General features: G+C 72.0%; 19 protein-coding genes and 1 pseudogene. 11 read left to right on the top strand and 9 right to left on the bottom strand.

Annotation, left to right across the window (positions count from 1 at the left end; all coding sequences use genetic code 11):
- Nucleotides 1-450: 450 nt before the first annotated feature.
- Complete coding sequence (locus ACZ4YY_RS16910) at nucleotides 451-948, top strand: SgcJ/EcaC family oxidoreductase (RefSeq protein ID WP_468289975.1); 498 nt, start codon at nucleotides 451-453, stop codon at nucleotides 946-948.
- A gap of 12 nt (nucleotides 949-960) precedes the next feature.
- Here the strand turns inward: ACZ4YY_RS16910 and ACZ4YY_RS16905 are convergent, their stop codons facing one another.
- Both ACZ4YY_RS16905 and ACZ4YY_RS16900 read right to left on the bottom strand, forming a co-directional pair.
- Nucleotides 961-2,328 carry a HAMP domain-containing sensor histidine kinase gene (locus ACZ4YY_RS16905; protein ID WP_468289972.1) on the bottom strand — a complete coding sequence of 456 codons (1,368 nt, stop codon included), beginning with the start codon at nucleotides 2,326-2,328 and terminating at the stop codon, nucleotides 961-963.
- Entirely contained in the window at nucleotides 2,325-3,023 is a 699-nt protein-coding gene (locus tag ACZ4YY_RS16900) for a response regulator transcription factor (RefSeq protein WP_468289969.1), read from the bottom strand. Before ACZ4YY_RS16900 ends, ACZ4YY_RS16905 begins: the two co-directional genes overlap by 4 nt.
- 195 nt (nucleotides 3,024-3,218) lie before the next feature.
- Between ACZ4YY_RS16900 and ACZ4YY_RS16895 the strand changes: the two genes are divergently transcribed.
- The 4 genes from ACZ4YY_RS16895 (at nucleotide 3,219) to ACZ4YY_RS16880 (ending at nucleotide 7,856) form a co-directional block, all read left to right on the top strand.
- The gene (locus tag ACZ4YY_RS16895) at nucleotides 3,219-4,496 is read left to right on the top strand and encodes an aspartate kinase (RefSeq protein ID WP_468289966.1); all 1,278 of its coding nucleotides are present in this window, start codon (nucleotides 3,219-3,221) and stop codon (nucleotides 4,494-4,496) included.
- The gene (locus ACZ4YY_RS16890; RefSeq protein WP_468289964.1) at nucleotides 4,493-5,545 is read left to right on the top strand and encodes an aspartate-semialdehyde dehydrogenase; all 1,053 of its coding nucleotides are present in this window, start codon (nucleotides 4,493-4,495) and stop codon (nucleotides 5,543-5,545) included. The genes ACZ4YY_RS16895 and ACZ4YY_RS16890 overlap by 4 nt, the downstream gene beginning before the upstream one ends.
- A 437-nt stretch (nucleotides 5,546-5,982) precedes the next feature.
- On the top strand, nucleotides 5,983-6,675 hold the full coding sequence (locus ACZ4YY_RS16885) for a SigE family RNA polymerase sigma factor (protein WP_468289961.1): 693 nt from the start codon (nucleotides 5,983-5,985) through the stop codon (nucleotides 6,673-6,675).
- Nucleotides 6,676-6,809: 134 nt separating this feature from the next.
- Nucleotides 6,810-7,856 carry a hypothetical protein gene (locus tag ACZ4YY_RS16880; protein ID WP_468289959.1) on the top strand — a complete coding sequence of 349 codons (1,047 nt, stop codon included), beginning with the start codon at nucleotides 6,810-6,812 and terminating at the stop codon, nucleotides 7,854-7,856.
- Here ACZ4YY_RS16880 and ACZ4YY_RS16875 read toward each other — a convergent pair.
- On the bottom strand, nucleotides 7,826-8,770 hold the full coding sequence (locus ACZ4YY_RS16875) for an SURF1 family protein (protein ID WP_468289956.1): 945 nt from the start codon (nucleotides 8,768-8,770) through the stop codon (nucleotides 7,826-7,828). The genes ACZ4YY_RS16880 and ACZ4YY_RS16875 overlap by 31 nt on opposite strands.
- Nucleotides 8,771-8,971: 201 nt before the next feature.
- On the opposite strand from ACZ4YY_RS16875, the gene ACZ4YY_RS16870 reads away from it, so the two are divergent.
- The gene (locus ACZ4YY_RS16870) at nucleotides 8,972-10,786 is read left to right on the top strand and encodes a S9 family peptidase (RefSeq protein WP_468289953.1); all 1,815 of its coding nucleotides are present in this window, start codon (nucleotides 8,972-8,974) and stop codon (nucleotides 10,784-10,786) included.
- 101 nt (nucleotides 10,787-10,887) lie between these two features.
- Here the strand turns inward: ACZ4YY_RS16870 and ACZ4YY_RS16865 are convergent, their stop codons facing one another.
- Complete coding sequence (locus tag ACZ4YY_RS16865) at nucleotides 10,888-12,777, bottom strand: NAD-binding protein (RefSeq protein WP_468290200.1); 1,890 nt, start codon at nucleotides 12,775-12,777, stop codon at nucleotides 10,888-10,890.
- Between the two features lie 147 nt (nucleotides 12,778-12,924).
- On the opposite strand from ACZ4YY_RS16865, the gene ACZ4YY_RS16860 reads away from it, so the two are divergent.
- The 3 genes from ACZ4YY_RS16860 to ACZ4YY_RS16850 all read left to right on the top strand — a co-directional run bounded on the left by ACZ4YY_RS16860 (nucleotide 12,925) and on the right by ACZ4YY_RS16850 (nucleotide 16,023).
- Complete coding sequence (locus ACZ4YY_RS16860) at nucleotides 12,925-14,079, top strand: permease (protein WP_468289951.1); 1,155 nt, start codon at nucleotides 12,925-12,927, stop codon at nucleotides 14,077-14,079.
- Nucleotides 14,076-14,783: a TIGR03943 family putative permease subunit gene (locus ACZ4YY_RS16855; protein WP_468289948.1), complete on the top strand. Its 708-nt coding sequence runs from the start codon at nucleotides 14,076-14,078 to the stop codon at nucleotides 14,781-14,783. Before ACZ4YY_RS16860 ends, ACZ4YY_RS16855 begins: the two co-directional genes overlap by 4 nt.
- Nucleotides 14,784-14,865: 82 nt before the next feature.
- Entirely contained in the window at nucleotides 14,866-16,023 is a 1,158-nt protein-coding gene (locus ACZ4YY_RS16850) for a TRM11 family SAM-dependent methyltransferase (protein WP_468289946.1), read from the top strand.
- Nucleotides 16,024-16,039: 16 nt separating this feature from the next.
- On the opposite strand, the gene ACZ4YY_RS16845 is transcribed toward ACZ4YY_RS16850, so the two are convergent.
- From ACZ4YY_RS16845 to ACZ4YY_RS16825, 5 genes are all read right to left on the bottom strand, one after another.
- Nucleotides 16,040-16,513, bottom strand: coding sequence for a MarR family transcriptional regulator (locus ACZ4YY_RS16845; RefSeq protein WP_468289943.1), 474 nt, complete (start codon nucleotides 16,511-16,513; stop codon nucleotides 16,040-16,042).
- A 325-nt stretch (nucleotides 16,514-16,838) separates the two neighbouring features.
- A complete protein-coding gene (locus ACZ4YY_RS16840; RefSeq protein ID WP_468289940.1) occupies nucleotides 16,839-17,528 on the bottom strand; it encodes a DUF305 domain-containing protein in 690 nt (229 codons plus the stop codon).
- A gap of 107 nt (nucleotides 17,529-17,635) precedes the next feature.
- Nucleotides 17,636-18,073 (bottom strand): DUF6153 family protein, encoded by a 438-nt coding sequence (locus ACZ4YY_RS16835; protein ID WP_468289938.1) that lies wholly within the window; start codon nucleotides 18,071-18,073, stop codon nucleotides 17,636-17,638.
- 342 nt (nucleotides 18,074-18,415) lie between these two features.
- On the bottom strand, nucleotides 18,416-18,895 hold the full coding sequence (gene haaN / locus ACZ4YY_RS16830) for a cyclophane-containing RiPP N-acetyltransferase HaaN (protein ID WP_468289935.1): 480 nt from the start codon (nucleotides 18,893-18,895) through the stop codon (nucleotides 18,416-18,418).
- 358 nt (nucleotides 18,896-19,253) lie between these two features.
- A complete protein-coding gene (locus tag ACZ4YY_RS16825) occupies nucleotides 19,254-19,475 on the bottom strand; it encodes a hypothetical protein (RefSeq protein ID WP_468289932.1) in 222 nt (73 codons plus the stop codon).
- A 199-nt stretch (nucleotides 19,476-19,674) separates the two neighbouring features.
- Between ACZ4YY_RS16825 and ACZ4YY_RS16820 the strand changes: the two genes are divergently transcribed.
- Both ACZ4YY_RS16820 and ACZ4YY_RS16815 read left to right on the top strand, forming a co-directional pair.
- The gene (locus tag ACZ4YY_RS16820) at nucleotides 19,675-20,526 is read left to right on the top strand and encodes an MBL fold metallo-hydrolase (RefSeq protein ID WP_468289929.1); all 852 of its coding nucleotides are present in this window, start codon (nucleotides 19,675-19,677) and stop codon (nucleotides 20,524-20,526) included.
- 321 nt (nucleotides 20,527-20,847) lie between these two features.
- Nucleotides 20,848-21,740 (top strand): annotated as a pseudogene (locus tag ACZ4YY_RS16815) (IS982 family transposase).
- Nucleotides 21,741-22,012: the final 272 nt, after the last annotated feature.

The following is a 22,012-nucleotide window of genomic DNA, read 5'->3' as shown; positions in this document are numbered from 1 at the left end:
GCCCGACCCGCCTTGCGACGGTGATGCGAGCCCGCCCCCGCGCCTTACGACGGTCACGCCCCCCCGCCCGCTGGGAACGGCCATGCGGCCCGGCCTGCCCGGGAGCCCTCACGCTCCCCACAGGCCTCTCGCCATCGCCGAACCCCGCCCGCCACTTCGTGCAGCTGCCGGCCGCGTCCCCGAGCCGCCCGCCGCGTCGGTGGCGCCCGCGCCCCCCGGGGCGTGCCGGGCCGGGCGTGCCGGGCCGGGACGCGGCGGACCTCGCACGTGATCGGCAGCTCGGGGCCGGGGCCGGGGTGGCCGTCACGGGGCAGGCGCCCACCACCGCACGGGCCCGCACGAGAATTGGAAGGGCCTTGGGCGTGCGCTGTACGACGGCTGCACGGGCCCTAACCGGCCGCACGCGAGTCTTGAGTCATCCCAACAGGCACCAGCCGCACAGGAGTTGCGATGACCCGCAAGACCCGCGTCCGCGCCGCCCTCGTCACCGCCACCGCCCTCGTCGCCGCCGCGGCGGTGACCGCCGGGGTCAGTGCGGCCGGTACCGAGAAGAACTCCCAGACCGCCAGGAAGCAGGTCACGTCCCTCTTCGACACGTGGAACGCGGCGCTGCAGACCGGGGACCCGCAGAAGGTCGCGGACCTGTACGCCCATGACGCCGTGCTGCTGCCGACCGTCTCCAACGAGGTCCGCAGCGACCGTGCGGGCATCGTCGACTACTTCGAGCACTTCCTGCAGAACAAGCCGGTGGGCAAGAAGGTCGAGACGATCGTCGAGGTGCTCGACAAGGACTCCGCGATAGACACCGGCGTCTACGAGTTCACGCTCACCGACCACGCCACCGGCGAGAAGCGCGTCGTCGAGGCCCGCTACACCTACGTCTACGAGAAGCAGGGCGACGCCTGGAAGATCGTCAACCACCACTCGTCGGCCATGCCGGAGGGCTGAGCCCCGAGGGCCTCAGCCGCCGCCCCGGTGTGCCGGCCGCAGGGCGATCCGCACGCACAGCCCGCCTCCGGGGGCGTCCGCCAGCGTCACGGTCCCGCCGTCGTCCGTCACCAGCTGTTTGACGACGGCGAGGCCGAGACCGGAACCGGAGCGCCCGGTGAGCCCCTGGCCGCGCCAGAAGCGGTCGAAGGCGCGGGACTTCTCCGGGTCGGACATGCCCGGACCCTCGTCGAGGACCTCCAGCAGCACCCGGCTGCCGCGGGACTCGAGCCGGACGGTGATCGTCCCCCCGTCCGGTGACACCTCCAGGGCGTTCGAGAGCACGTTGTCCAGCACCTGGTCCAGATGACCGGGGCCGGCCAACACGAGCGGCCGGCCGTCGACACCACTCCCCCTGAGCGCGATGGTGACTCCGCGCTCGTCGGCGGCCGGCCTCCACACCGACAGGCGCTCGGCGACGATGTCCCGCAGGGACAGCGGCTCCGCCGCCGACACCTTCGCCTCGGCCCGGGCCAGCACCAGCAGCCCGTTGACCAGCCGGCTCATCCGCACCACCTCGGCGGTCGCCTGCTCCACGTCCTCCCGGACGAAGTCGTCGTCCACGCCGTCCGCGATGTTGTCCAGCGACAGCCGCAGCGCGGTGAGCGGCGTGCGCAGCTGGTGGGAGGCGTCCGCGACGAAGATGCGCTGGGAGGCGATCAGCGTGTCGAGACGCTCGCCCGCCTGGTTCAGGGTGAGGGCCAGCGTCTGCGTCTCCTGGGGGCCGGTGACGGGCGCGCGGGCCGTCAGGTCGCCGTCGCTGAGCTTGCTCGCCATGTCGTTGAGCTGGCGCAGCGGGGCGGTGAGCCGCCGGGCCACCGCCGCGCCGATCACCGCGGCCACACCGAGCACGGCCACCGCGAGGCCCGCCCGGAAGCCCCAGATCGTCCACAGCCGCCGGGTGAGACCGGAGGTGGAGTACACGATCCGCACGGCGCCCACGACCTCGCCGCCGGTGCGGGCGGGGACGGTGATGACCAGCTCGCGGCCCCAGATGAAGTCCGAGCCCCAGTCGATCGTCGAACCCCTGCCCTTGAGGGCCCTGGTCAGGGCGGCGTCCGACCGCGGACGCGGCAGGTCGGTCGCGCACTGCTCGGTGGCCGTGACCTCCACCACGTCCTCGGTCTCCCGCGCGTACGCCTTGGCCATCTGCTCCAGGGCCTGGCAGGACGCGGTGTCGCCGTTGCCGAGCAGCAGCGCCATCGTGGTCGCCTCGCGCTCGATGGACACCTCGGTGTCGCCGCGCAGCTGTGCGGTGAGCGTGAACGCCACCGGCACGGTGAACAGTCCGATCGCGACGGCGACCAGCACCACGTAGCTGCGGATGAGCTGGCGGATCACGACGTGCCGCCGCCCGCGCCGCCCACGATCTCCAGGCGGAAGCCCACCCCGCGCACCGCCTCGATGGTGATGACCCCGGCGAACTTGCGCCGCAGCGCCGCCACGTGCACGTCCAGCGTCTTGGTCGGCCCGAACCAGTTGGCGTCCCAGACGGCCTCCATGATCTGCTCGCGCGACATCAGGGCGCCCGGCTCCTCGGTGAGGAACGCCAGCAGGTCGTACTCCTTCGGCGCGAGGCCGACCTCCTCGCCGTCGACGTGCACCCGGGCTGCCTTGCGGTCGATCGTCAGGCGGGCGCCGTACCGGTCGGGGCCGCCGGCGCCGCTCTCCCCGGAGGTGCGGGGCTGGGCGCGGCGCATCACGGCTCGTATGCGGGCGATGACCTCGCGGACGCCGAACGGCTTGGACACGTAGTCGTCGGCGCCCAGCTCCAGGCCCACCACCCGGTCGGTCTCGTCGCTGCGGGCGCTGATCACGATGATCGGGACGTCGCCGCGCTCGCGCAGGGCGCGGCAGACGTCGAGGCCGTCGGTGTCGGGCAGACCGAGGTCGAGGAGAACGACCTCGTAGGGGCCCGGGTGGGCGAGCGCGGCGGCGCCCGTGGTGACCCAGTCGACCTCGAAGCCGTAGCGCTGCAGGCCGCGCCGCAGCGACTGGGCGACCGGTTCGTCGTCTTCCACGAGGAGTACGTGCACAGCCGCACAATAGTGCTTGAAATTTAGATCACAGCTTTCACTCCGGCGGGAGTGGGCAGGGGGTGCTGGAACGGGTGACCCGGACATCTCACGATGCGATACCGCAGGGGCGGATCATGGGCGCTCGTTAGACTGAGCCGACCCGCAGTACGAGGGCGTATGTGCGGAAAGAGACAAACTGAGCGAGGAGCGCACGTGGGCCTTGTCGTGCAGAAGTACGGAGGCTCCTCCGTAGCCGATGCCGAAGGCATCAAGCGCGTCGCCAAGCGGATCGTGGAAGCGAAGAAGAACGGCCACCAGGTGGTGGCCGTCGTTTCCGCGATGGGCGACACGACGGACGAGCTGATCGATCTCGCCGAGCAGGTTTCCCCCATTCCTGCCGGGCGCGAGCTCGACATGCTGCTGACCGCCGGAGAGCGGATCTCCATGGCCCTGCTGGCCATGGCGATCAAGAACCTGGGCCACCGCGCCCAGTCGTTCACCGGCAGCCAGGCAGGTGTCATCACCGACTCGGTCCACAACAAAGCCCGGATCATCGACGTGACGCCGGGCCGGATCCGTGACTCGCTCGACGAGGGCAACATCGCCATCGTCGCCGGGTTCCAGGGCGTCAGCCAGGACACCAAGGACATCACCACGCTGGGCCGCGGCGGCTCCGACACGACCGCCGTCGCCCTGGCCGCCGCGCTCGACGCCGAGGTGTGCGAGATCTACACCGACGTCGACGGCGTGTTCACCGCCGACCCGCGCGTGGTCAAGAAGGCGAAGAAGATCGACTGGATCTCCTTCGAGGACATGCTGGAGCTCGCGGCCTCCGGCTCCAAGGTGCTGCTCCACCGCTGTGTGGAGTACGCCCGCCGCTACAACATCCCGATCCACGTCCGCTCGTCCTTCAGCGGTCTGCAGGGCACGTGGGTCAGCAGCGAGCCGATTCAGCGAGGGGACAAGCAGGTGGAGCAGGCCATCATCTCCGGTGTCGCGCACGACACCTCCGAGGCCAAGATCACGGTCGTCGGCGTGCCGGACAAGCCGGGCGAGGCAGCCGCGATCTTCCGCACGGTCTCCGACGCCGAGATCAACATCGACATGATCGTGCAGAACGTGTCCGCCGCGTCCACCGGTCTGACGGACATCTCCTTCACGCTGCCCAAGGCCGAGGGCCGCAAGGCCATCGACGCCCTGGAGAAGAACAAGGGCGGCATCGGCTTCGACTCGCTGCGCTACGACGACCAGATCGGCAAGATCTCCCTGGTCGGCGCCGGCATGAAGACCAACCCGGGCGTCACGGCCGACTTCTTCAAGGCCCTGTCCGACGCGGGCGTGAACATCGAGCTGATCTCGACCTCCGAGATCCGCATCTCGGTCGTCACCCGCGCCGACGACGTGCCGGAGGCCGTGCGCGCCGTGCACAGCGCCTTCGGACTCGACTCCGACAGCGACGAGGCCGTCGTCTACGGGGGCACCGGGCGATGACCCACCGACCGACGCTCGCGGTCGTGGGGGCGACCGGGGCCGTCGGCACGGTACTGCTCCGGATCCTGTCCCAGCGCGCGGACATCTGGGGCGAGATCCGTCTCCTCGCCTCGCCGCGTTCGGCCGGCCGCAAGCTGACCGTGCGCGGCGAGGAGGTCGAGGTACTGGCCCTGTCGGAGGAGGCCTTCGACGGGGTCGACATCGCGCTGTTCGACGTGCCGGACGAGATCGCCGCGCGATGGGTGCCGGTCGCGGCCGCCCGGGGCGCGGTCGTCGTCGACGACTCCGACGCCTTCCGGACGGACCCGGACGTGCCGCTGGTCGTCCCCGAGGTCAATCCGCACACCGTGCGGATGCGTCCGCGCGGGATCGTCGCCAGCCCCACCTGCACGACCCTGTCCATGATCGTCGCGCTGGGCGCGCTGCACGCCGAGTTCGGGCTGCGCGAGCTGGTGGTGTCGACGTACCAGGCCGTCAGCGGGGCGGGCCGGGCCGGGGTGCAGACGCTGCGGCAGCAGATGTCGCTGGTCGCCGGGACGGAGCTGGGGACCGGCCCCGGTGACGTACGGCGGGCCGTCGGCGACCGCACCGGGCCGTTCCCGGAGCCGGTCGCGCTGAACGTCGTGCCCTGGGCCGGGTCGCTGCGCGAGGACGGCTGGTCGTCGGAGGAGATGAAGGTGCGGGACGAGACCCGCAGGATCCTCGGGCTGCCGAAGCTGCCGGTCGCGGTGACCTGCGTCCAGGTGCCGGTGGTCACCGTGCACTCCCTGACCGTCCACGCCCGCTTCCAGGACGAGGTCACGGTCGGCAAGGCCCGGGAGATCCTCGCCACCGCCCCCGGGGTCGTGCTGTGCGACGACCCGGCCGCCGGGGAGTTCCCCACGCCCGCCGACGTCGTGGGCACCGATCCGACCTGGGTGGGACGGGTGCGCCGGGCGCTCGACGACCCCACCGCGCTCGAGCTCTTCGTGTGCGGGGACAACCTGCGCAAGGGCGCCGCCCTGAACACCGCCCAGATCGCGGAACTGGTGGCGGCGGAGTTCGGGTGAGCGGACGGGCCGGCCGGAGGATTCCCGGCCGGAACCCGGCGGGCGAGCAGGATCTGTGGAAAAGATGTGAGCCGGTCGACGGTCCGATCCACTTGTATCGGACACCTTTGACATTCGAAGATGATCCGAAGATTCCTCCCCGCTCTCCGCAACCGCGTGAGAGCGGGGAGCGTCTTTGCGGTCACCCTTCGGGGCGCGCAGCGTGTGGAGATCCCGGCGCACAGGGGACGCCGTGGTCCGGGCGTGGGGACGCCCGTTCATATGGGCTATAGGGGAAGAGCGGGACACATGAGGGCATGTGAGGCGCCGTCTGTGCTGCTGTCGGCCGGCATGGGACGGGCGTCCGGGGCAGCGGTGGACGCGCGTGTTTCGACGTGCGACGCAAAACGCGGCGGCGGCACGTACAACCCCGACGGGGGGAAGCGTGTCCAACTGGTGTGGCAGAGGTACTCGACTTCCCGGCGGCGACCCGCGCGACGGCCCTGCGGCCGCCCCGCGCCGGCCTCCGACCCCGCATGCCCGGTGTGCCCGGCGGCATGCCGGTGATCGCGCCCATGCCCGCAGCGCGGCCCACCCGCATCCCCAGCCAGCGTGACACCGCCGACACCGCCGAGCACGCGGAGGAGGCCGGGGCGGCGGGCACCACCGTCGACCACCTCACCGAGACCTACCGCACGCACTACCGCTCACTGCTCGGCCTCGCCGCCCTCCTCCTCGACGACACCGCCTCCTGCGAGGACGTCGTCCAGGAGGCCTTCATCCGCGTCCACTCCGCGCGCAAGCGCGTCCGCGACCCGGAGAAGACCCTCGCCTACCTCCGCCAGACGGTCGTCAACCTCTCCCGCTCCGCTCTGCGCCGCCGCATACTCGGCCTGAAGCTGCTGACCAAGCCGATGCCGGACATGGCCAGCGCGGAGGAGGGCGCCTACGACCAGCTCGAGCGCGACTCCCTCATCAAGGCGATGAAGGGCCTCCAGCGCCGCCAGCGCGAGGTGCTCGTGCTGCGCTACTTCGCCGATATGACCGAGGCCCAGGTCGCCGAGACCCTCGGCATCTCCCTCGGCTCGGTCAAGGCGTACGGCTCGCGCGGCATCGCCGCGCTGCGCGTCGCCATGGAGGCGCCGGCGTGAGGGGGAAGAGTGGAGCGGAGGACGCCCGGGCGGACGAGCGGCACGAGCCGTCCGCCCCCCGCGGCCCGGCGCCCGAGCCGGCGGGTCCGCCGCACAAGCAAGAGCCGAAGCCATCGCACGCTGGGAACGGAACCGTGAACCACCACCTCGACGACCAGGGCCCGGACGGGCTCGACTCGGACGAGCTGGCACTGCGCCGGATGCTCCACCAGGCCGTCCGGGAGGTGGAGCCGCGCGAGGGGGCGCTGGACCACCTCCGACGGGCCGTGCCCGCCCGGCGGGCCCGCAAGCGCCAGGCCGCCGTCGGCCTGGCGGCCGCGGCGCTCTTCGTCGGCACCGCCGTCCCGGCGCTGCTGCACGTCTCCCGGTCCGGCGCATCCGAGGCCAACCCCGCCATGGCCGGCCAGGCCTCACAGGCACAGGGCGGCGCCGGTGAGGGCAAGCAGCCCGACGGCGGCTCCTCCGGCAAGGTCGGCGGCTCCTCCGGCCAGAGCGGTGAGCAGGGCGAGGACGCCGACAAGGGCACCGGCCCGGGCACGGAGACCGGCAGCACGACCGGCGCCTCCGCCGGCGCCACCCCCCCTCCGTCCGCGGCGAGCGCATCCGCCTGTACGGCGTCCCAGCTCGGCGAGTCCACCGCGAACGTGGAGGTCGCCGACGCGGGCGCAGTCGTCTACGGCACCTTCCGGGTCGTCAACGTCTCCTCCGAGGACTGCACGGTCGGCGGGGGCGTGTCCGTCTCGCCCACCGCCCAGGGCGCCGCAGACCCCTCGAAGATCACGGTCGTGGAGCACACCGCGGGCGACGCGGCGGCCGGTCTGCCCGACCCCTCCCTCTACGTCTCCCAGCTGACCCTCGCCCCCGGCTCGGCGTACGACGTGAAGTTCGCCTGGGTGCCCTCCGAGACCTGCCCCACCACGGGCGGCGACAACGGAGGCGGCGAGACCGGCGGCGGCACGGCCTCCCCGAGCCCCTCGCCGAGCGAGCAGACCGGCACGACGGGCGGCACGACCACGGGCACGGACGGCGCCTCCACCCAGCTGTTCACCGAGGACGGCACGGCCGACGGCAGCGTCGTCGTGACCTACACCGCCGACGGCGGCTCGCCCTCCGTGTCGGCGACGGTGTCCGACGCGTGCGCGGGCACCATCTACCGCACGGGCGTGCTGGCGTCCTCCTGAGCGGCGCCGTCCGGCGCGGAGGAGGTGGACCCGGGGTCGTCTCCCTCGGAGTCCGGTGCGCCATCGGTGGCCGGTGTGCCGGTGGTCCTCGGTGCGCTTTCGGTGGCCGGTGTGCCGGTGTGCGTCGGTGCGCTTCCGGTGGCCGGTTCGCCGTCGGTCGGGGTGAGGCCGAGGGCGGCGTCGCGGACGAACTCCACCTCCCGGCGCAGCAGCCGGAACCACATGAACACCACGAACCCGGCGAAGACGAACCACTCGCCGGTGTAGCCGAGGTTCTGGAACGCCTTCAGGTCCAGCCCCGTGTCGGCCGGCGCGCTCGCGAGCACCGCCGTCATCCCCGAGTCGGCGGTGTCCAGCGTGACCCAGGCGTCGTACAGGTCGTAGGGGACCAGGTTCACCAGTGAGGCCGCGCTGATCGCGGCCGTCTGCCCGGCCGGCAGGCCGCCGCGCCCGCTCACCCCGTTGTCCCCGGGCGTCTCCGACGCCTGGAGCGCGCCGGTCACCGTGACCTCGCCGGACGGCGGTGCCGGGGCCTTCGCCGGGTCGGCGGCGCCGGGCAGCCAGCCGCGCACGACGGGCAGCGCCCTGCCGCCGTCGGTGCGCAGCAGGGTCAGGACGTAGAAGCCCCGCCTGCCGTCGAGCGTGCGGTCCGGGACCAGCAACTGCTCGCCGTACCGCCCCGACGCGGTGGCCCGCCGGCCGGACGTCGCCTTGTCCACCGGCAGCAGTTCGGCCAGCGGCCGCACCGGCTCCGTCCGGCCCCGCGAGGCCTGCTGCTGGGCGCTGCGGTGGTCGTCCACGCGCGCCTCGAACCGGCTCAGCTGCCAGGACCCCATGAAGACGCAGAAGGGGATGGCCAGCAGCACGAAGACGTTGATCCCCCACCATCGGGGCGTCAGCAGGAACCGGTACACGCCCACAACGGTACGGGGCGGGGCCCGGCGGCCGGCCCTCGGGGGTCGGCCGCCGGCCGTTCCGGGCAACGGGCGCGCCGCCGCGCGGGGCAGGCGAAAAGCAAGGAAATGGGAACCGGACCGGAAAGGGCTTGCCCGAAGTTGTCCACAGGCTGGGGGCCGTGGCAGCGAAGTGTCCGCCGGTGCGGGCACTATGGGGCCATGACTGAGAGCAACGGGTCCGCCGCGGCGGAGCGGACCGAGGAAATGCCGGACTGGGAGAAGCGCTTCCGGGCGCCCCGGGTGTCGCTGCCCGACTGGGCCGAGGACGCGCCGGACCGCTCCCTGTTCGTGTCCAACGCGACGGGGACGTACGAGCTGTACGCCTGGGACCGGTCCACCGGTGAGCAGCGCCAGGTGACGAACCGGGCGAACGGCACGACGGACGGCGTGCTCTCCCCGGACGGCGCCTGGATCTGGTGGTTCGACGACAAGGACGGCGACGAGTTCGGCGTCTGGCGCCGTCAGCCCTTCGAGGGCGGCGAGGACGAGCTGGCCACCCCGGGCCTGGACCCCTCCTACCCCGCCGGCCTGGCCCTCGGCCGCGACGGGCGTACGGCGGTGGTGGGCCGTTCCACGGACGAGGACGGCACGACCATCCACGTCGCCCGTGTGGGCGAGCCCCCCTACGAGCTGTACCGCCACCGCGAGTCGGCGGGCGTCGGCGACCTCTCCCACGACGGCCGGCTCATCGCCATCGAGCACACCGAGCACGGCGACGCGATGCACTCCGCGCTGCGCGTCCTGCGCCCCGACGGCACGAAGGTCGCCGAGCTGGACGACACCAGGGGCGGCACCGAGGAGCTCGGTCTGGAGGTGCTGGGCTTCGCGCCGGTCGACGGCGACACCCGGCTGCTCATCGGGCACCAGCGCCGCGGCCGCTGGGAACCCCTGGTGTGGGACGTGGTGACGGGCACGCAGACCGACCTGGCGCTGGACCTGCCGGGCGACGTCAGCGCCGAGTGGTACCCCGACGGCTCCGGTCTCCTGGTCGCCCACAGCTTCGAGGCCCGCAGCGAGCTGTTCCGCTACGACCTGACGAGCCGCGAGATGGTGAAGGTGCCGACCCCGCCGGGCACGGTCTCCGGCGCGACGGCCCGCCCCGACGGCAGCGTGGAGTACCTGTGGTCGTCAGCGGCCCGGCCGCCTGCGGTCCGCTCGACGACCGGCGGGGTGGTCCTGGACCCGCCCGGCATGAAGTCCCCGGGCTCGGTCCCGGTGGAGGACGTGTGGGTGGAGGGCCCCGGCGGCCGCATCCACGCGCTGGTGCAGAAGCCGGCGGGCGCCACCGGCCCCCTGCCCACGGTCTTCGACATCCACGGCGGCCCCACCTGGCACGACAGCGACTCCTTCGCCGCGGGACCGGCCGCGTGGGTCGACCACGGCTACGCGGTGATCCGGGTGAACTACCGCGGCTCCACCGGCTACGGCCGCGCGTGGACCGACGCCCTCAAGCACCGGGTGGGACTGATCGAGCTGGAGGACATCGAGGCGGTCCGCGCGTGGGCGGTCGACTCCGGCCTCGCCGACCCCGCCCGGCTGATCCTCACCGGCGGCTCCTGGGGCGGCTACCTCACCCTGCTCGGCCTCGGCACCCAGCCCGAGGCGTGGGCGGTGGGCATCGCGGCGGTGCCGGTCGCCGACTACGTCACGGCCTACCACGACGAGATGGAGGCCCTGAAGGCGATGGACCGCACCCTCCTCGGCGGCACCCCCGAGGAGGTCCCGGACCGCTTCGAGGCGTCGTCCCCGCTGACCTACGTCGACCGGGTCAGGGCCCCGGTGTACATCTCGGCCGGCGTCAACGACCCGCGCTGCCCCATCCGCCAGGTCGAGAACTACGTCAAGCGCCTCGAGGCCCGGGGCGCGGTCCACGAGGTGTACCGCTACGACGCGGGCCACGGCTCACTGGTGGTGGACGAGCGGATCAAGCAGGTGCGGCTGGAACTGGAGTTCGCGGAGCGGCACCTGGGATAGCCCGCGGGCGGGGGTTCGTCGGGGTGGGCCTGCGTACGAGGGTGGGCGTTCGTCGGGGGTGGGCCTGCGTACGGCGGCGGGCGTTCGTAGGGGGGTGGGGGCTACGCCCCCGGCCCTCCCCTCCGTCTCCGTCCCAGCAGTTCCGCCAGGCCCCTTCGGGTCGCCGCCAGCACCACCCGGTCCTCGTTGCGCAGGACGTAGCCGTCGGGCAGGTTCCAGACCAGCGCGGAGCCGGGTGCGTCGTCCGCCGGCGCGTCCGTGTCCAGGGCCAGCACCCGCCAGTACCCGGCCCGGAAGGCCTCGCCGACCGTCCTTCCGGCCAGCTGCGGATGCCCGCCCACCTCCAGCGCGGCGAACAGCAGCACCCGCCGCTCGACCGGTATCGCCCCCAGGATCTGACGGCCCATCATCGCCCCGGCGAAGGAGGGCGCCGCCAGATGCGTCACGCTGCGGCTGCGGGTGAGCGCCTGGGGGTGCGCGGCCCGCAGGGTGCGGTAGACGGCGGTCGCGAAGTCGTCGTCGTACAGCCGCAGCACGACGCGCAGGTCGGGGCGGAGCGAGCGGGCGTAGAGGGCGGCCTCGAGGTTCGTGGTGTCGGAGCTGGTCACCGCGAGCAGCGTGTGCGCGCGGTGGATCTTGGCGGCCTCCAGGACACCCTCCTGGGTGACGTCGCCGAGCACCACCGGCACCCGCAGCCGCCGCGCAACCGCGATCCCGCGCGCCTCCGGCCCGGCCTCGACGCACACCACGGGGATGTTCAGCTCGCGCAGCCGGGTCAGCACCCGCGTGCCGATCTTGCCCAGCCCGAGCAGCACGACGTGTCCGCCCAGCCCGCGCGGAGGCCTGCGCAGGGACCCGGCGCCCCGGAAGGTGCCGAGCGCCTCCAGCACGGCCGCCAGCAGCACCGGCAGCAACAGCAACCCGATCAGACCGGAGAGGAGTTGCAGGACCTGACGTTCGGTGGACGCGCCGACCGCCGGATCGTTGATGGCGAACAGGTCGAGCAGCGTCAGGTACACCGCGCCGAGCGGATGGATCCCGGTCGCCAGCCACAGCGCCACCGCCAGCGCGACCACGCACCCCACCAGACCGGCCAGCGACCACCGCAGCCGCCGCGAGAACAGCGACGCGAAGGGCGCGACGACCCCGACACCCCGCCCCGCCGGCAGCCCGGGCCCCGCCGCGTAGGACACCTGCTCCAGGACCACCCGGCCCCGCCCGGCCGCGGCCTCCACCGTCGCCGCGTCGGGCAGCAGCCGCGGCCCCTGCTCGCCGCTGGTCTCGGAACCGTCCGCGAACGCCGGGTCGTTGCCCGGCGCGGACAGCAGGGCGAGCGTGGCCAGGCCCGGATCGGCGCTCCGGCCGGGGCCGGGCGGCGGCCGCTCCACCGCGTGCAGCAGCAGCCCGTCCGTCTGGACGACCTTGCTGGTGCCGGCGACGGCGGTCGCGGCGAGCGCGGGCGCGGCGGTGTCGGCGTCGGAGAGCACGGTCGTGGAGGCGTCCCCCGTCGTGAGCGAGCCGTCCCCGACGGCCAACGCGGCCGCCTGGTCGAGCAGTTCCTCGATGTGCTGGCCCAACCGCCGGTTGTACAGCCTCAGGACGAGCCGCAGACGCGGGTTGAGGCGGCGGGCGGTGAGGGCGGCGCGGATGTTCGTCTCGTCGTCGTCGTACACCAGCGCCAGTGCGGCCGCCCGCTCCACCCCGGCCTCGGCGAGCACCGCCTCGGTCGGTTCGGCGGCCTCCAACACCCGTCCGCCTGCGCCCTGTTCACCGCCGACCTGGGGCGTGCCGCCGCCGCCCGCGGCCCGGCTGACGGCCGCGCTCACCACCCGGTCGAGCAGCGCCGCCGACACGGCGCGGGCCCGCCCGACGACCGGCGGTCGTACCGTACGCTCGGCCGGCGGGACGACGAGGGTGACCTGCTCCTCGTACACCCCGCGCAGTTCGGCGGCCAGCCGGTGCGCGAGTCCGTCGTCGCCGCAGACGACCATGTGCGCGCCGGCGTCGCCCGGCGGCGGACCCTGATTCGGAACGCTCCCCACGAGGGAGAAGACTGCCTCAGTGAGACGGGTGGTTCCAGCGCCGCGGTGAACGCGGGCCGCCGTGCGGCCGTACGAGAGGGGAGGGAGAGGGAGACCATGGACTCTGGAGGTGCCCCGCCCGTGGCCATCACCGAAGCGGCCCCGTCCGGGGAGGGCGCACAGGGCGGACGGGAACAGGGCGGTCCGGAGCGGTGTGGCCCGGAACAGGGCGGACCGGAGCAAGGCGGTCCGGAGCAGGACGGGCCGAAGACGGGCGGATTGACGCCGGGTGGTCCGGAGGAGGACGCGCGGGGCCGGGAACCCCGCCGTCTCACCTCACCCCTCGCCCTGACCCTCGTCCTGACCCTCATGGTGCTGTCGCAGGGACCGCTGCGGCGGGCGCTGTCGGCGCCGGTGATGGAGAGCTGGACGACGGTGTTCGTGGCGGTGGTCGTGCAGGCGTTGCCGTTCCTCGTCCTGGGCGTCCTGCTGTCGGCGGCGATCGCGGTCTACGTCCCCGCGTCCTTCTTCGCCCGCGCGCTGCCGGCCCGCCCCGCGCTGGCCGTCCCGGTGGCGGGGGTGGCGGGGGCGGTGCTGCCGGGCTGCGAGTGCGCCTCGGTGCCGGTGGCGGGTGCGCTGGTCCGGCGGGGCGTCACCCCCGCCGCCGCCCTCGCCTTCCTGCTGTCGGCCCCGGCGATCAACCCGATCGTGCTGACGGCGACGGCGGTCGCCTTCCCGGGAGAGCCCGGGATGGTGGTGGCCCGTTTCGCCGCCGGCCTGGTCGTGGCGTGCGCGATGGGCTGGCTGTGGCACCGGCTGGGCCGCACGGACTGGCTTCGCCCGCCCGCCCACGCCCCGCACGAGGGGCTCGGCCGGGGCGCGGCGTTCTGGGACTCCGTGCGGCACGACGTGATGCACGCGGGCGGCTTCCTGGTGGTGGGCGCGATGGCGGCGGCGACGCTGAAGGCCGTCATCCCGCAGAGCTGGCTGCGTACCGCCGCCGACAACCCGGTGGTCGCGGTCCTGGCGCTCGCGGTCCTCGCCGTGGTGCTGTCCATCTGTTCCGAGGCGGACGCGTTCGTCGCGGCCTCGCTCACCCAGTTCTCGCTGACGGCCCGGCTCACCTTCCTGGTGGTCGGTCCGATGATCGACCTGAAGCTGTTCGCGATGCAGGCGGGCACCTTCGGCCGCGCCTTCGCGCTGCGCTTCGCCCCCGCGACCTTCGTCCTCGCCGTGACGGTGTCGGTCCTGACCGGGGCGGTGCTCCTGTGAACCGCCAGGCGCAGGCGGCGGTCCTGTTCCTGCTCGGCGCGACCCTCCTGCACGCCGGCGCCACCGACCTCTACCTGCGGTACGTCAAGGCGGGCCTCCAGCCGCTGCTGCTCGCGGCGGGTGCGGTGCTGGTCCTGACGGCGGCGGCGACGGCCTGGTACGGACGCGGTACGGCGCGGCCGGTGGCGCACGCCCACCGCGAACCCCGCATCTCCTGGCTGCTGCTCCTGCCCCTGCTGGCCCTGATCCTCGTCGCCCCGCCGGCCCTCGGCTCCTACAGCGCGACCCGTACCGGCACGGCCCTGCAGGAGCCGCCCGGCTACCCGCAGCTGCCGGCCGCCGACCCGCTGCGGCTGGCCGTGGCCGACTACGCGGGCCGCGCGGCCTACGACCACGGCCGCACCCTCGCCGGCCGCCGCGTCGAACTCACCGGCTTCCTCGCCCTGGACGGCGACGGCACCCCCTACCTGGTCCGCATGACCCTCAGCTGCTGCGCGGCCGACGCCCTGCCGGTCAAGGTCGGCCTGACCGGCCGTATCCCCCCGGTCCTCCAGCCGGACACCTGGCTGCGCATCACCGGCACCTACACCCCCCACCGCACCACCGACCCGGTCAACGGCGGCCCGATCCCGTTCCTCGAGGTGGCCACGGTGACGCCGGTGGAGGAGCCGCGGGATCCCTATGACGAGACGGGCGGCTTCTGACGCGCAGGCAGCGGTCTGACTGCCCATGAGGTCGACTCTGAGCACCGAACGGTGCCCGGCCCGGTCGGGGTACCCTCGTCGAGTGCGCTATTTCATCCAGTACCCCGCCGGCACCGGCAAACTCGTCGCCGATGCCGTCTCGAATTTCGTCGATGATTTCAGCGTGCGCTACCAGGACGACAGCGCCATGCTGTTCGACTCGACGTCGGGCACTCAGCGGATCTCCCAGCTCCCCTTCGCCAAGAACGCCTTCGTGGTTCTCGCCGACGCCCCGCGCAAGGATGTCGACCAGAGCGCACTGCAGCTGGCCAGGGGACTGAACAGAAACGACTTCTCCGCGTTTCCGGGGCGCACCGACGGATTTCGCATCATGGCGCATATCGACGGTGAACTCTCCTCGGTCGCGCCGGGAGTCCGCAGCGGGCTGGAGCGGGCGGTGTCCGCCGGTACGGGCGGCTGGGTGGAGGCGCGCGGTTCCTGCCAGGAGTTCTGGCTCATCGGGCGGCTCGACATGCGCGACCTGATGTTCTGCGCGCGGCTCCCCAAGCAGAAGCGGGCGAAAAAGGCGCGGGGTGCCATCTCCCACGAATTGTCGTCGATGCTGGTCCTGGCCGCAGGCCCCGAGGACCGGGACGTATTCCTGGATCCTTTCGGCGGCAGCGGTTCGTTCGCGGTGGCCCGTGCGGAGATGCCGGCCCGGGAAATCATCTACTCCGACCTCGACCTCGCCACCCACCGCAAGGAATTTCCGGACGAGCTGACCGGGGACAAGCGGGTGCGGCTGCTGTCCGAGGACGCCCTGAAACTCCCCTCGGTCCCGGACGGATCCGTCGACACGGTCGTGACGGACCCGCCCTGGGGCGAATACGAGGAACTCCCGATCCCGTATCCGGAATTCACGCGGGCGGTATCGGCGTCGCTGGCCCGGGTCCTCACGCCGGCGACCGGACGCTTCGTGCTGCTGTGCGCCCGCCGAGGCGCCGACGACTACCGGCAGAGCCTTCAGGACGCGGGCTTCACCCTGGACGCGACGCACGACATCCTGGTGAACGGTCACCCGGCCACGGTCCTCGTCGGCAGCCGCAGCGGGACGGACGGCCCTGGCCCCGCTCCTTCCGCGGCGACGAAGGCAGACGCCCCCGACGCCGTGCGGCCCCGGCGACGCTCCCACGACCCGGAGAAGCCGTTGTTGCAGGGCATGAGCACCTACCGACGCTCCCTCGGCCGCTTCTCCCGCTGAGCCGCCCCCGACCAGGTCAGGCCCCGCCCTCCTCCCCGCCCGTGTTCCGGATCATCCGCTGGAGCACCCTCAGGGCGACGACGTAGTCGGCGTCGTCGACACCCTCGTGGATGCGCTCCCGGAGGGGCCGGGCGTGGGTCTTCAGATGGGCGCGGGCCTCTTCCCCGGCCGCAGTGATCCAGAGCCGCCCCTCCCCGTCCCGGGTGAGCCGGCCGTGCTCCAGCAGCCCCTGGGCCGCGGCTTCGAGATCGTCCTCGGGCCGGAGGTACGTCCGCATCGCCCGCCGCAGCTCGGGGACGGTCAGGCCCTGCCCGTCGGCCGACAGGTCGTTCGTCGACAGATGGCGCAGGATCCAGTACTGCGGCTGCGTGAACCCGAGTTCGGCCAGCCGTGTCCGGGTGAACGCGATGAGCGCCCGGTTGGCCACCCCGGTCCAGTAGGCGGCGGGCTGGGCGGCGAGTTCGGCGTCGGAGATCTGCTCGGTCGTCATGGGGCGACCGTAGAACCTGGAGTTCGGTTGAGGTAAAGGGCGGCGACCTGGCTCCACGCGGAGAAGTCCGGGAAGCGGGGGAGGGGGAGGGAGAAGCGCGGGAGCCGACCGCCCGGGTCCGCGCGGCGGCGGTCGCGGGCGGTCGGGTCCGCGCGGTGGTGGTACCGGGGGCGGCCGGGTCCGCGTGACCGCGGTTCCGGGCGGTCGGCGCGCGACGCGACGCGTCGCCCCACCGCGAGGACGCGGCGCGCCGGCGGGGCTCAGAGCCGGTCGAGCTTCACGTCCCGACCGGCTCAAGTCCCGACCGGCTCAAGTCCCGGCCGGCTCAGAGCCGGTCGGCGATGGCTCGCAGTTGCTTCACCTCGAGGGACTGGCCCTTGACGATCTCGCCGGCCATCTTCCTGGCGTCGGCGTTCTCGCCGTTCTTCTGCTCGTCCCGGGCCATGCTGATCGCGCCGTTGTGGTGCTCGATCATCATCTCGGCGAAGGCCTTGTCGAAGGCGGTGCCCTTCATGGCCTTGAGCTCCTCCATGTCCGCCTCGGACATCATGCCGTCACCGCCGTCACCGCCGTTTTCGCCGTGGCCTCCGTGGTCCATGCCGGGCATGGACGAGGAGGGCGCCGCGGTCGGCTGCTTCCAGGACGTCAGCCAGCCCTTCATGGTCGTGATCTCGGGGTCCTGGGCCTTCTCGATCTTTCCCGCGATGTCCTTGATCTCCGCGTCGGAGGCGCGGCCGTCGGCCAGGCGGGCCATCTCCAGGGCCTGCTCGTGGTGGGGGATCATCATCTGCGCGAACATCACGTCCGCGTCGTTGAAGCCGGCGGCGCTGCTTCCGGCGGTCCCGCTCGCGGCGGTCGCCGGGGCGGAAGCCGAGCCGCCGTGGTTCGTACCGCCGTGACCCTCACCGCCACCACCGCAGGCGGCGAGGAGCAGGGCACCCCCGGTGAGGGCGACCACGGCGGCGGTACGGCGAGTGGGGACGAAGGCGCGCGAGGTGCGCGTGCGGACAGTCATGGTTCAGTGACCTCGTGTCGGTTCTGCTGATGCTCGGACTGGGCCTGTTTCGGCGTACGCGAAGCACACGGGACCGCGCGGGTGCGCGCCCGTGTGTGCGGATCGGCCTACAGCCGCAGCACCGACAACCGGGTGAGGTCTGGCCCGGGAGGTGGGGGTTCGGGGCGCCCCACGACGACGCCCCGGTTGAGAAGGGCCGCCGCACGTTCCGGCCGGCGGGACAGTGCCGACCTCAGCAGCGCGGCGAGCGCCCACGCCCCGAACAGGACCGCGACGCAGAGGGAGGCCATGTCCATCGGCAGGCCGGGCTCGTGCGTGGACGACCCGTCCGCCGGGTGCGCCGGCACGGAGCCGGACAGGCCGTGGGGCTCGGCGGGAGCATCCGTGTGCGCGACCGAGGCGTGGTGCGCCGGGCTCGCGGCCGCGTCGGACGCGTGGTCGGGGTGCCCCATGCTGTGCATGACGAAGACACCGAGCGCGAGCACGACGACGAGCAGCAGGTGCCCGAGGGCGCCTCCCGCGCGTACGTACCCGCTGACTCGCATCCTGCAGACCGTACCGAACGTCCGCGCTAGGTGAATATACCCCCGCTGGGTATAGCCATAGCAGGCGGTGAACTGCCAGCGGGCTGGCTGTCTGCTCGATGGTCAACCTTGCGCCGGCCTGTTAGCCGACGAGGACGGTGAGCTGTTCGGTGTTGTCGGTGCGCAGCTCATCCTCCAGTGCCTCCAAGAGGATGCGTACGCTGCGTGGGGCCCTGAAGATACTCACCGAACGCGGGGCCGCTGACGCCGACACGGACGAGCCCGGCGGACATTCGCATCCGAGTGCGGTGACGATCTTGCTGCCGCACTGGTCGTAGCGCTCTACTTCCACTGGCCTCGCCCTCACGCGGCGCCGGAGTCGACCCGGTAGACGATCTTCCCGTCGAACTCGGCGAACCCGAGTGACTTGTAAAAGGCCCGTGCGCCCGGGTTGTCGCTGTCGGTCATCCATTCCACGCGGCTGCACCCGGGGCGCGTCGCGGCGATGGCACGGAGTTCGTCCATGAGGCGGGCACCGATGCCCTGCCGTCGGAGCGTGCCACGGACGTACAGCTCCTTGAGGAACAGGGAGTGCGAGGAGCCGGCGGCCGGCCAGAGGAACGAGTAGGCGGCGAGCCCGACGAGGTCCCCGGTCTCGTCCACGACGAGCAGCGCGGACGCCAACGGCGGCGAGCCGAACAGCGCCTCCTCGGCCTGGGCTTGGCGCTCCTCCAGCGGCTGGATACTGATATCGGTCGCGCCGTAGAACCGCTCGATCTCCTCGATGAGCTCGGCCACGGCCGGGACGTCCCGCTTCTCCGCAGGGCGAATCGTCACGGTCATCAGCGCCTCCTGTCGTTCCTCGGTAGCTTCGGTCGCTGCTGCACTCGTTCGTTCCAACTCGTGATCACCGTGGTGGTACGGCACAAGCGTCTACGGTGACGAGGCGGCCTGCGCGTAGGGGTTCCAGCCGTGCTGCCGCAGGGAGCCCTGGTGCTGCCGTGCAGCAGCTTCGGATGCGACAGTGCTTCGTCGAGGGAGTGGTCGAGCCCGAGCCAGGTGACACCTCCTCGACGGACCGCAGGGTGTCCACGGCCTCGATGGAGCCGTCGGACTCGATCACGACGCTGGTCGGCGAGGCCAAGCCGAGCGTCTCCGCGGAGTCGCGCACGCCAGAGCTGGGGGAATCTCATCCACAGCCCTACTCGGGCGCGCTCGCGTCGGCGTGGTGCGGCGGGTCGTCGTGGGTCGCGTGCGGCAGGCCGAAGTCGAGCGCGGCCGGTTCGAACGTCGACAGGTGGTCGTGAACCTGCACGTGGTCGTGGGCCTGGCCCACGACGGCGAGCAGCCTCGCGAAGAGGTGGGGCGCGACCGCAGCAGTTCGATGCCGCGCACGGCGGAGGGACGAGCGAATGGGCCACATCAACGGCTCGGTAGACCCATGTGACCCTGGCATGCGTGAGCGTCTCACGGCTGGCCTGACTGCCCCGCGCTCGCCGGTCGCCGAACTCGATCAGAATGACGCCGCCAGCGCGTTCGTTCCGCGTTTGACGATTCCGTGCCACGGGGTTGGACTGGATGTATCCGCGCTGCCGCAGAACTCCGCTTGAGGGAGAGCAGCGATGACAACCATGGAAGCCTTCGATCTTCTGCAGCCGCACAAGATCGCCGAGGAGACCTTCGTCATCCCGTGGGCCCTGGATGCTCCGCCGGTCGGCCACTTCCCCATGAACTCGATGGTGATCAGGGGAGCCGAGCCGGTGCTCGTGGACACCGGGGCACCGGCGGTGCGGTCGCAGTGGCTGGAGGCTGCGTGGTCCGTGGTGGATCCGTTGGATGTGCGGTGGATCTTCCTCACCCACGACGACCGCGATCACGCCGGAAACCTCCTGGCGGTTCTCGCTGCATGCCCGAACGCGACACTGCTGACGACCTGGTTCTCGCTCGGGCGCATGGCCGAGGAGTGGGAGACGCCGATCAGCCGGTGCCGCTTCATGATCGACGGCGATACGGTGGATGTGGGTGACCGAACACTGGTCGCCAAACGGCCGCCGGTGTTCGACAACCCCACAACCCGCGCTCTCTTCGACCCGAAGACCAGTGTCCTGTGGGCGGTGGACACCTTCGCGACGAACGTTCCTACTCCCATGCCCGACATCGCCGGCCTGTCTGCGGAGGAGTTTCGCGACGGGCAGTTCTTCGGCGGGCGCCTGGTCTCGCCCTGGGTCGCGTTGCTGGATGGCCAGAAGTTCCGGACAGTGGTGGACGACTTCCAGCGGCTGGACGCGGAGGTCATCGCCGGCTGCCACTCGCCGGTGCTTCGCCGGCCACGGATCACGGAGGCGTACGACTTTCTCCGCCAGCTTCCTGAGATTCCCCCATGGCCGGACTTCACGCAGGCCGACCTCGACCAGTGGATGGCGACCGCCGAGGGTTCGGTCCCACCGGAACAGCCGCGGCCGTCGGCCACGTGACGGGTGTTCCCGCGCCGTCGTCGAGCCGCCACCCGCCCACAAGAGATCTCCCGACTCGTCGGTCACGCCGGTACCGCGGCGACCGAGGAGGTCTACCGGAAGCAGGTCTACCGGAAGCAGCTCTGGCCCGCCCTCCAGACCGGCGCGGTGGTCATGGACGGGATCTTCGTTTCGCCACGCAGGAAGCGGCGGCCGTTAACTCGCGGAAAGCGATAGCACGCAGAAGACACGCAGAGAGAAAACAGGTGAGGCACCTAGACGAGTCATTCCGAATGCTGACGGGGTGTCCGGGAACGCAGACAGGGCGTCCAAGATCGTTCTGTGACGAATGAGCTGGACGCCCTGCTGACCGCACTGTACGTGAAGATCGATGACGAGATCGGAGGCACCCGATGGCTGGGCAGACCACCCCAGTTGACGGACTCCGAACTGGTCTGCCTCGCCGTCGCGCAGGCGCTGCTGGGGTACACGTCCGAGTCCCGCTGGCTGCGGTTCGTCCACTCCCGGCTGGGAGCGATGTTCCCGTACGTACCGAAGCAGCCGGGCTGGAACAAGCGTCTTCGGGCCGCGTTGCCGCTGGTCAAGCGCGTCATACGCATGGTGGCGGCAGAACGGACTTCTGGTTCGACAACCACTGGATCGTCGACTCCACGCCGGTGGAGTGCGGCCGCTCGCGTCCGACGGTGAAGCGGTCGGACATGGCCGGCTGGGCCGGATACGGGTACTGCGCCTCGCACTCACGGTTCTTCTGGGGCCTGCGCCTGTTCCTGGTCTGCACCCCGACCGGGATGCCCATCCTGTGGGCGCTGGCGAACCCGAAGATCGACGAGCGGGAAGTGCTGTCGGCGATGCTGGACCGCGAACCGCACCTGGCCACGGACCGGCCGAGCCTGCTGGTCATCGCGGACAAGGGCTTCGCCTCCAAGGAGTTCGAGGCCGATCTGGCCTTCCGGGGCGCGGAGCTGCTGCGGCCGTCGTTCAAGCGCGAGAAGAAACGCAAGGGCGAGAACCTCCTCAAGTCGGTGCGGCAGCTGATCGAGTCGGTCAACGACACCCTCAAAGGCCAGCTCGACCTGGAACAGCACGGCGGGCGGACCTTCGAAGGCGTCGCCGTTCGCGTCGCTCAACGCATCCTCGCGATGGCCGCCGCGATCTGGCACAACCACAAGACCCGCCAGCCGATCACGCGATCACTGATCGCCTACGACTACTGATCATTCGGAATGACTCGTCTAGGAACGTTCCTAGGTGCCTCACCTGCTGTTTCGGCTGTCGGGGTGGCGGGATTTGAACCCACGACCTCTTCGTCCCGAATGAGGTTCGGGCGCTGATCTTGTCTGGGAGGCTGGCGTTTTACAAGGTCAAGTGGTGGGCGTGGATCGTTCCGGCGTGGTCTCGCGGGCGTTCGGGGAGCGGATTGGCTCCCAAACGGCTCCCAGGGGGACTTCGGTGGGCGGCGGCGGTGCCATGTCGGCCGCCGCACGGC

The sequence above is a fragment of the Streptomyces sp. NPDC030143 genome, assembly GCF_055573695.1.
This window is presented reverse-complemented; position numbering and strand designations above follow the sequence as displayed.

Coding starts and splice junctions, on each gene's coding strand:
- ACZ4YY_RS16860 (WP_468289951.1), top strand. CDS start 12,925: ATGGACTCTGGAGGTGCCCCGCCCGTGGCCATCACCGAAGCGGCCCCG.
- ACZ4YY_RS16865 (WP_468290200.1), bottom strand. CDS start 12,777: ATGGTCGTCTGCGGCGACGACGGACTCGCGCACCGGCTGGCCGCCGAA.
- ACZ4YY_RS16825 (WP_468289932.1), bottom strand. CDS start 19,475: ATGTGGCCCATTCGCTCGTCCCTCCGCCGTGCGCGGCATCGAACTGCT.
- ACZ4YY_RS16910 (WP_468289975.1), top strand. CDS start 451: ATGACCCGCAAGACCCGCGTCCGCGCCGCCCTCGTCACCGCCACCGCC.
- ACZ4YY_RS16845 (WP_468289943.1), bottom strand. CDS start 16,513: ATGACGACCGAGCAGATCTCCGACGCCGAACTCGCCGCCCAGCCCGCC.
- ACZ4YY_RS16870 (WP_468289953.1), top strand. CDS start 8,972: ATGACTGAGAGCAACGGGTCCGCCGCGGCGGAGCGGACCGAGGAAATG.
- ACZ4YY_RS16835 (WP_468289938.1), bottom strand. CDS start 18,073: ATGCGAGTCAGCGGGTACGTACGCGCGGGAGGCGCCCTCGGGCACCTG.
- haaN (WP_468289935.1), bottom strand. CDS start 18,895: ATGACCGTGACGATTCGCCCTGCGGAGAAGCGGGACGTCCCGGCCGTG.
- ACZ4YY_RS16820 (WP_468289929.1), top strand. CDS start 19,675: ATGACAACCATGGAAGCCTTCGATCTTCTGCAGCCGCACAAGATCGCC.
- ACZ4YY_RS16890 (WP_468289964.1), top strand. CDS start 4,493: ATGACCCACCGACCGACGCTCGCGGTCGTGGGGGCGACCGGGGCCGTC.
- ACZ4YY_RS16840 (WP_468289940.1), bottom strand. CDS start 17,528: ATGACTGTCCGCACGCGCACCTCGCGCGCCTTCGTCCCCACTCGCCGT.